Below are 2,995 nucleotides of genomic sequence, written 5' to 3' on the forward strand. Positions count from 1 at the left end.
GGCGGCGTTGCGGTTCTGGCTCATCTTGCGCTTGCCTTCGAGCCTCACGACCGGCATGCGCAGGCCGACAATGCCGCGAAGCTGCGACTGAATGAAGTCGGGCGGCGCGTCCGACACCGCCCAGGGCGCTGCGCGCGTGCCCTCATGCAGGTTCGTCAGCCGGGTGACGACGTCCAGCAGCCTGTCCGCATCGTCGAAGAACTCGACCGGCCCATAGGCGTGGACGGCGGCGTAGTTCCAGGTCGGCACGACCTTGCCGGTTTCCTGCTTGGTGGCGTACCAGGCCGGCGTCACATAGGCGTCCGGCCCCATGAAGATGGCGAGTCCGTCGCCAATCGAAGGAATACGCCACTGCGGGTTGGCCCTGGCCAGATGGCCATGGATGACGCCATGCTCGCCCTCGGTTTCGTCGAGAAAGAGGGGCAGGGGCGTGGCGAGCGGCCCGTCCGCCGTGGCGGTGACGAGATTGGCCAGCCGCGCGGCGCGGATCGTCGCCATGAGGCTGTCCTTGTCGTCGTCGCGGAAGGCGGGCGGGGTGTACATTTTGAACTCCTTGCGTTGGCCTGACAGATGCCACACAATCCGGCCCGTTGGAAATGTCCCAGTTTCGAAGAGTCCAGGTGGCCAGTTGATCCGGGACGAAGCCGCGGTGCTGGCCCGGTTGCTCTGAAATCAGCCGAGAAGGTTGCGCGCCGCGCGCATGAAGATCCTCGAGCCGATCGGGATCAGGTCGTCGGGAAAGTCATAATCGGGATTGTGCAGCGCCGGGTGACGTTCGCCGGCACCGAGGAAGAACATCGCCGATGAGGCGCTGTGGCCGAACAGGCCGAAATCCTCCGAGGCGCGCATCGGCAGGGCTTCCTCGCCATGCGCGACGCTCTCTTCGTCGAGGGCGCGCCGCAGATGCTCGACCGCGTCCGGCGCGTTGACGCTGGCGACGAAGATCTCGTGATAGTCTGAGCGTGCGGAGAGGCCGTGCCGGCCGGCGATCTGCTTGACCAGCGTCTCAGCGGCGGCACAGAGGTCCGCCATGCGCTCGTCGCGGCGGGTGCGCAGCGTCGCCCAGACCTCGGCGTAAGCAGGCGCGATGCCGAACACGGCTTCGCCCATGCGCGCGTGGGTGACGGTAACCATGGAGAAATCGTCATCGGCGAAGGTGGCGCGGCCGAGCGCGGGCAAAGCCGGCATCAGCTCTGAGATCGCCGGCATGGGCGAGGTTCCGGTCTCGGGCATGGAGGAATGGGCGGTCTTGCCCTCCAGCATGATGCGAATGCCGCGCGACGCGCAGTTGACCACGCCGGGCTTGAGCCTGACCTCGCCGAACGGCACGCCGGGCAGATTGTGCAGCGAGAAGGCGAAATCGGGCGCGATCTCGCCGAAGCGCGGATCGGCGACGACGCCGGCCGCGCCATTGCCGGTTTCCTCCGCCGGCTGGAACATCAGCACGACGCGGCCGCTGGCGGGCCGTTCGCGGCCGAACTGGCGGCCAAGCGAGGCCAGGATCGCGGTGTGTCCGTCATGGCCGCACATATGCGACTTGCCCGGCACTTGCGATGAATGCGGCACGCCGGACAGTTCTTCGATCGGCAGCGCATCGAGTTCGGACCGAAACAGGACGGTCGGTCCGTTTTTGCCGCTGTCGTAGATGGCCGCGACGCCGTGGCCGCCGAGGCCGGTCAGCACCTTGTCGGGCCCAGTGTCGGCGAGGAAGGCGACGACCTCTTTCGCCGTCTTCTCCTCCTCGTTCGAGATTTCCGGCTGCCGGTGCAGCTTGCGCCGCCACTCGGTCAGTTCGACGATGTCGCGATTGGTCAGGGTCATGGTTTTTCGCCTCCACTGCGGTCCTGTGCTAGCGATAAACGGCTGTGCCTGCCACGGTCCAACTCCCAGGCTTCGGCGGGCCAGGCCTCCCGACGGACTTACTTCACGCGGTTGGGGCAGAGCGCCTTGAACTGGTCGAGCGTATAGTCGTAGCCCGAAGCGCCCGAGCCATCCAGCACCACGTTCTCGTCGACGGCGGTGATCCGGTAATCGGTCGTCACATCGGTGCCCTTGTTGCGGCCCTGGAACAGCATCTTGGCGCCATAGAAGGTTGTGAACTCGCCGGTCTTGCAGTTGGCGGTGATTTCGAAGTGCAGCGGCGCCTTCATCTCCGCGTCGATGCACTCCTCGGTGAAATCGTGGCCATATTCACGGCAGTAGACGCGGGCATTCCGCCTGTTGTGTCTGGCCAGGATGCCGGCGTGCGTGGAGCCGATGCCCGACTTCTTGACGATGGTGAGCTCCATTCCGACCCTGGAACCGTAGTCGAGCGTCGCGGCGCCAGCCGGCGCGGCCAGCAGCATGGCGCAAGGCACAGCCAAGAGACGTCGCATGGAAACTCCTCCCCTGGGACAGAGGCCCCTGGGACAGAGGCCCCTGGGACAGAGGCCCCTGGGACAGAGGCCCCTGGGACAGAGGATTGACGCGCGGCATCCTCCGGTCAAGCCTTAATGTGGCCCTGCACTTGCGCTTCCCTGGACGGGCTTCAGGTCAGGTGGACCGCATTTTGCCGCACCTGGCCCAATCGCCTCGGCCCGGGAAACGGATGGTCATTATGAGACGATTGTTTATAACGGTCGCTGAAATCGCGATACCAAGGGGAGACGATGCGCTACATACGTCCGCTTTCAATCGAAGATGCCGTCGGCCAACTCGCCGGATCGGCCGGTCCGGCCGCCATTCTTGCCGGAGGCAGTGACCTGCTGGTGAGGATGAAGGGCGGCTTTGTCGAACCCGAACTGATCATCGACATCAAGTCGATCGCCGGCTTGCGCGACATCAGCGAAACCGCCGACGGCTTCAGCATCGGCGCCGCCGTGCCGTGCGCCGTGCTGGGCGAGAACGCCGCGCTGAAAAAGGCCTGGCCTGGCGTCGTCGAGGCGGCGAAGTTGATCGGCTCCAAGCAGGTGCAGGGACGCTGCACCATTGTTGGCAATCTATGCAACGCTTCGCC

4 protein-coding genes are annotated in these 2,995 nt (G+C 65.4%); 1 reads left to right on the forward strand and 3 read right to left on the reverse strand.

What is annotated here, in order from left to right:
- The 3 genes from O7A61_RS31730 to O7A61_RS31740 form a co-directional block, all read right to left on the reverse strand.
- On the reverse strand, window positions 1-543 hold a 543-nt coding region (locus O7A61_RS31730; RefSeq protein WP_337133102.1), incomplete at its 3' end, for an FMN-binding negative transcriptional regulator.
- Window positions 544-672: 129 nt separating this feature from the next.
- Entirely contained in the window at window positions 673-1,821 is a 1,149-nt protein-coding gene (locus O7A61_RS31735; RefSeq protein ID WP_337133103.1) for an amidohydrolase, read from the reverse strand.
- Between the two features lie 98 nt (window positions 1,822-1,919).
- On the reverse strand, window positions 1,920-2,375 hold the full coding sequence (locus O7A61_RS31740) for a hypothetical protein (RefSeq protein ID WP_337133104.1): 456 nt from the start codon (window positions 2,373-2,375) through the stop codon (window positions 1,920-1,922).
- Between the two features lie 273 nt (window positions 2,376-2,648).
- Between O7A61_RS31740 and O7A61_RS31745 the strand changes: the two genes are divergently transcribed.
- A partial coding sequence (locus O7A61_RS31745; RefSeq protein ID WP_337133105.1) for an FAD binding domain-containing protein occupies window positions 2,649-2,995 on the forward strand: 347 nt, incomplete at its 3' end.

The organism is Mesorhizobium sp. Cs1321R2N1 (assembly GCF_037179725.1).
Classification (GTDB): Bacteria; Pseudomonadota; Alphaproteobacteria; order Rhizobiales; family Rhizobiaceae; genus Mesorhizobium; species Mesorhizobium salmacidum.